6 protein-coding genes are annotated in these 4,957 nt (G+C 50.9%); 5 read left to right on the forward strand and 1 reads right to left on the reverse strand.

The features are described from left to right. Positions 1–436: 436 nt before the first annotated feature. From SGI98_00740 to aspT, 5 genes are all read left to right on the forward strand, one after another. On the forward strand, positions 437–631 hold the full coding sequence (locus SGI98_00740) for a CsbD family protein (protein MDZ4741928.1): 195 nt from the start codon (positions 437–439) through the stop codon (positions 629–631). Positions 632–717: 86 nt separating this feature from the next. Beyond that, positions 718–1,224 (forward strand): ferritin-like domain-containing protein, encoded by a 507-nt coding sequence (locus SGI98_00745; protein ID MDZ4741929.1) that lies wholly within the window; start codon positions 718–720, stop codon positions 1,222–1,224. A gap of 136 nt (positions 1,225–1,360) precedes the next feature. Further along, on the forward strand, positions 1,361–2,155 hold the full coding sequence (locus tag SGI98_00750; protein MDZ4741930.1) for a PRC-barrel domain-containing protein: 795 nt from the start codon (positions 1,361–1,363) through the stop codon (positions 2,153–2,155). A gap of 233 nt (positions 2,156–2,388) precedes the next feature. After that, positions 2,389–2,586 (forward strand): Thivi_2564 family membrane protein, encoded by a 198-nt coding sequence (locus SGI98_00755; GenBank protein MDZ4741931.1) that lies wholly within the window; start codon positions 2,389–2,391, stop codon positions 2,584–2,586. A gap of 166 nt (positions 2,587–2,752) precedes the next feature. Then, complete coding sequence (gene aspT / locus SGI98_00760; protein MDZ4741932.1) at positions 2,753–4,444, forward strand: aspartate-alanine antiporter; 1,692 nt, start codon at positions 2,753–2,755, stop codon at positions 4,442–4,444. 54 nt (positions 4,445–4,498) lie between these two features. Here aspT and SGI98_00765 read toward each other — a convergent pair. Next, the coding region (locus tag SGI98_00765) for an alpha-galactosidase (protein MDZ4741933.1) at positions 4,499–4,957 on the reverse strand (459 nt) is incomplete at its 5' end.

The following is a 4,957-nucleotide window of genomic DNA, read 5'->3' on the forward strand; positions in this document are numbered from 1 at the left end:
ACGCAGACCAATAAGAGCCAGTGGTCGTATAACGGATTTGGGCAGAGGGTGCAGGAAATATCTTACACGAACGGAGTGGCGGTCACGACAAATAAATTCAGAAATAGGGGCCATGCTGAGATTTGAGATTATTTAAAACAAATTACCGATGGGAACCTGCACGCTGACTTCCCCCCCCCCTTTTACAAACAATGAGCAAATGGCCCCACAATAACCCTTTACTCGGGAACGTGAGCAAGTTGCGCAGGGGGGGGGTCTAGATTTTTATACTGTCTCTGCTGCCTCATTGTCTACCTAAGAGAATCGCATGTCTGCTTTTTCCCGTGCCTATCAGGATACTCTCATGGGGTATACACCCCATAGCGCTTTTTGAATAGCGGGCCTAACCTCATCAACGATTCGACAACAGAATGCAACTTCCAACAAAGGAGTACTTATGAATAGCACGACAATCAAAGGTAATTGGAATATTATTACCGGTAAGTTGAAACAAAAATATGCCACCCTCACGGACGATGATCTAACCTATCTTGAAGGCAAAGAAGATGAGATGGTCGGACGCATCCAGAAAAAAGTCGGAAAATCGAAAGATGAAATCCGCGACTACATTAACGAGCTCACTAAGGACTAAGACAGCTCGCGATACCTGGAAAAGAAAATCCAATAACCAGCATCTAAAAAGTCGATATTGTAACCCTCCAAAAAATACAGATTATTATGAACAAAATAAAATCCCTCTACGACCTTTTCATCTCAGAAATAAAAGATCTCTATGATGCTGAAGGACAACTCGTCAAAGCGATCCCAGCAATGGTAGCAGCAGCAGAAGCTCCTGAGCTAAAATCAGCTTTTTCAACACACCTCGCGGCTACCAAGATACATCTTACACGCCTTGAAAACATCCTCAAAGCACATAATGAACCCGTAAAAGGAAAACATTGTGCTGCCATGGAGGGACTGATCAAAGAATGTACTGAAATGGTCAAAGAGGACGCAGAACCCACCGTGCGTGACGCAGGTCTGATCGCCTGTGCCCAACGTGTAGAACACTATGAGATCGCTGGTTACGGGTGTGTCCGCACCTTTGCAAAAGTCCTCGGGTTTAACGAATGCAGCGAGCATCTGCAAAAAACCCTGGATGAAGAGATCGAAACCGACTTAGCACTCACAGACTTGGCAACGTCTCTTATTAATATAGAGGCTGCTAATACTGCTCAGGATTAATACCCTAATAAAAAAATCAATTACCCTCGAAGAACATCAACCCCGGCCGGATACGGAAGGGGGGGGTGTCTCCTCGGGAGCAACGGGGGCATCAGCACCACACGTTCATGTCATATTTAAAAGAAAGATCCTTATTATGTTACGTCCAGCCAAAGAATTCAAAGAGTTCAAGCTACGCGCACGCGATGGGGACATCGGCGAGGCCATGGAGTTTTACTTCGATGACCAGCATTGGACGGTGCGCTACCTGCTCGCCGATACCGGCGGTTGGTTAATCGGTAGGCAAGTCCTGATCTCGCCTCACGCCTTGCACCCTGTCAACGAGACGGATCATGTCCTCCCGGTGGAGTTGACCAAAAAACAGCTTGAAGAAAGTCCATCACTAGACAGTGATAAGCCGGTCTCCCGCCAGTATGAGGTGCAATATCACGCTTATTACAGCTGGCCTCTTTATTGGAATGGCCCGTATTTGTGGGGATCATCCCTTTACCCAATAGGCCAGAGCGGTGGAGTCACTTGGGCTAGCGAAAATGGCATTCCCCCCGTCGAGTTATCCTCTCCTCCAGCGGAAACAGGCGACCCAAATCTGCGTAGCACTGGGGCCGTGACCGGCTATCACATCAGCTGCCTCGATGGAGAGATCGGCCATGTCGAGGATTTCATCATTGATGACGAGACCTGGGCGATTCGGTATTTGGTTGTTGATACACAAAACTGGTGGGCAGGAAAACACGTTCTGGTCTCACCACGATGGATTGAACGGATTAGTTGGGACGAATCGAAGGTGTTTGTAAAGTTATCTTCTGACATGGTCAAAAATTCGCCGGAATACACACCTGAGACTCTCAATCGGGACTATGAAACCTCCCTGCATGGGCATTATAATCAGCAAGGTTATTGGGTTGATTCTCGGCCAGCCAATACGCAATGAACGGCAAACCATTACCGGCTGAAAGTCGGTAGTGCTTTCCAGCCATGCATAACCCCCCGGTACAAGATCATGAGACCGGAATACAGCCAAAAGAGGTGGCACTTCCATGCGATTAGTCGTCTTGGCCGTTTTCAGGGTGAATAGGGTGAATACCCCATAGCGGAGAGGGCTATTCATCTTTACCATTCATCGATACACCCCATACCCCCAACCAATCAAAAATAAAGGTTCCAATGCCCATTATCTCACTTATCGTCACCCTTATCGTCGTCGGAGTCCTGCTCTGGCTGGTCAATAACTACATCCCGATGGATGGAAAAATCAAACAGATCCTCAATATCGTGGTCGTGATCTGCGTCGTCGTGTGGCTTCTTTATGCCTTCGGTGTGATCGGGAATATCAGTCAAATAAGAGTGCCTCAGGTAAATTAGGGATCCCATCGGTCTGGTGAATAGAGGAAAAGAGCAACGTGTTTGGCCTGATATTGTCGGGCAAGAGACTTTGCTTAGCTGATACAGACGATGAGCCGGTTCTGACTTTCCCCCCTAAATATTTCTCTCTCTGTTTGACATTCACAGGGTCTGCTTATAGTGGGGCATGGATTTGATTTTCGATACTTTCCGGATGAATCCGGCCTTATCCATTTTTCTGACCCTCGGGCTGGGTTATATGCTGGGCAAATTGCGTGTGGGTAGCTTCCGGCTGGGCGAGATCACTGGTGTACTCTTGGCCGGGGTCGTCATCGGGCAAACCGGCGTAAAGATTTCCCCGGATGTGCAAACGGTTTTTTTCCTCCTTTTCCTTTTTGCAGTGGGATACGGGGTAGGGCCCCAGTTTTTCCAAGGCCTTAAAAAAGACGGGCTACCGCAATTTGCTCTCGCACTATTTATCTGTGTGGCTTGTTTGATCACGGCCTTTATCACGGCGAGGATTTTTGGGTTCGGCATCGGTTACGGGCCGGGCCTGTATGCCGGGGCTTGCACCATGACCTCGGCATTAGGTGTCTCCGACGGGGCTCTCGCACATCTGAGTTTGACGGGGGAGGAAAAGGCCCTGTACTCCAGCCAGATGTCGGTCGCATTTTCGATTACTTATATCTGTGGGATGTCCAGTGCGGTGTGGTTCCTCACGAGTATCGGTCCCCGCCTGCTGGGGGTGAACCTGCAGGCCTCCTGCCGTGCCCTCGATGAAAAGCTCGGGTCCCATGAAAGCGAGCCGGGTGTGCACTCGGCCTACCACGAGGTCATCACGCGGGCTTATCACTTAGATAAACCGGGGTATGATGGCGTGAGTGTCGCGGAATTTGAGTCGAGATTTATCAATCAAAGAGTATTTGTCGAGAGATACAGGCGGGCGGGGAAAATCCATGAGGCCGGCACGGGAACGGTGCTGGCCACGGGAGATGTTATTTCCGTCGTGTCCCGGCTTGAGTATTTGATCGAGGATAGCCCTCTGATCGGGACGGAGTGTGATGACCGGGAGCTGCAGCATTTCCCTGCGGAAACCGTGGATGTGATCATTACCAATAAACGGCTCGCCGGAAAAACCCTTGAGCAAATCGCTGCCATGAATCACGGGCGCGTGACCCGTGGGGTATTTATCCGGAGCCTGACCCGCGGGGGACACCTCTTACCTTTTGCTAATGGGACACGGATCAATCGCGGGGACGTGATTAAAATCTCCGGAGCCAAGAGGGATATCGAGAGGACCTTGAAATACATCGGTTATCCCGACCGCCAGAATGACTCCTCCGATGTGTCGATGATGGGGTTTGCCATTTTTATCGGGGCTTTTATCGGGGCACTGACCCTGGATCTCCATGATATCCCTCTGAGCCTGACGACCAGTGGTGGAGCATTGGTTTCGGGGCTCGTGCTGGGCTGGCTGCGTTCGGTCCATCCGACATTTGGGAAAGTCCCGCGCCCGGCCCTCTGGGTACTCACAAATCTCGGGATCACCGCTTTTATTGCTGTCTTGGGCATTAATGCCGGCCCGGACTTTGTCACAGGCCTCAAAGAGGCCGGTATTTCGCTCATTTTTGCGGGGTTAATCGTCTCGATCATCCCCCTCTTTTTAGGGGTTCTTTTTGGTCGATACATTTTAAAGCTCCACCCGGCGATTATCCTCGGGGGGTGTGCAGGAGCCCGTGGCGCCACGGCCGCCCTCTCCCAACTCCAAGATATCGCTAAAAGCAAAACTCCCGCGCTGGGATACACGATTCCTTATGCCGTGGGCAATATCATCATGGCCTTCTGGGGTCTGGTCATTGTTTTATTACTCCACCGCTAAAGGGGGGGAGACTGCCGGGGGATGGCCCTCGTGTTTATTGCCGCAAAAATCGTTTCAGTGGGTAAACTCAAATATGCGGGCCATTTTATTTTTGATGAATTCGACGGTGAGCAGACCGGACTCTTCATTCCACTGGTAAGGCGGGATTTCCTCCGAGGGATAGGCACAGCGCAATTTGCTCTTTTTGCCCTTGAGATGCGGGAGGCAAAGGGATTGGAGCTCCGGTCCGTCCTGGCGGCGCCAGACCGCGACGAGGGTTTTATCCTTCATACGGTAACCCAGCGAGACCCAAGGGTCGAGATGGGTGGGGAATCCGGTGGGCCAGAAACTCTCCGCTGTGGGGATTTCCTCGCGATAAGTTTTGTAATAGTCGAGTCCTTCTTTGACCAGAGCGAGGCGTTCGGGAGTGAGCTCGTTGAGGTGGCCGCTCTGGTGGATACGCATGAGCATGGCATTGACCATATTAAAGACGGCCTCCTCACGGTCACCAGTGCGCAGGGGGTAGCTCCACAC

The sequence above is a fragment of the Verrucomicrobiota bacterium genome (genome assembly GCA_034440155.1).
In the GTDB taxonomy this organism is placed as follows: domain Bacteria; phylum Verrucomicrobiota; class Verrucomicrobiia; order JAWXBN01; family JAWXBN01; genus JAWXBN01.